The 226-nt window shown below is 73.5% G+C and carries 1 protein-coding gene; it reads left to right on the forward strand.

Annotation, left to right across the window (positions count from 1 at the left end):
• Positions 1-226 (forward strand): hypothetical protein (locus tag J0695_RS46060; RefSeq protein WP_206970161.1); only part of this gene is annotated, 226 nt, incomplete at both ends.

Genomic DNA, 226 nt, shown 5'->3' on the forward strand with positions numbered 1-226 from the left:
ACGGCGCCGCCAGACACCGGCAGCCCGCCGATCAGCCCGGACACCGCGTTGGCGATGCCCTGCCCGCGCAGCTCCCGGTCGAGGTCGGCACGCTTTCCCGTGGTGCCGGGCCGGTCCTCGGGCTGATCACGGCCGTCTTCACGGTGATGCTGGTGGCCAGCCTGGAGTCGCTGCTCTCCGCCGTGGCCGTGGACAAGATGGGCGCGGACCGGCCCCTGCGGCATCT

Source organism: Streptomyces beijiangensis (assembly GCF_017315755.1).
Lineage (GTDB): Bacteria > Actinomycetota > Actinomycetes > Streptomycetales > Streptomycetaceae > Streptomyces > Streptomyces beijiangensis.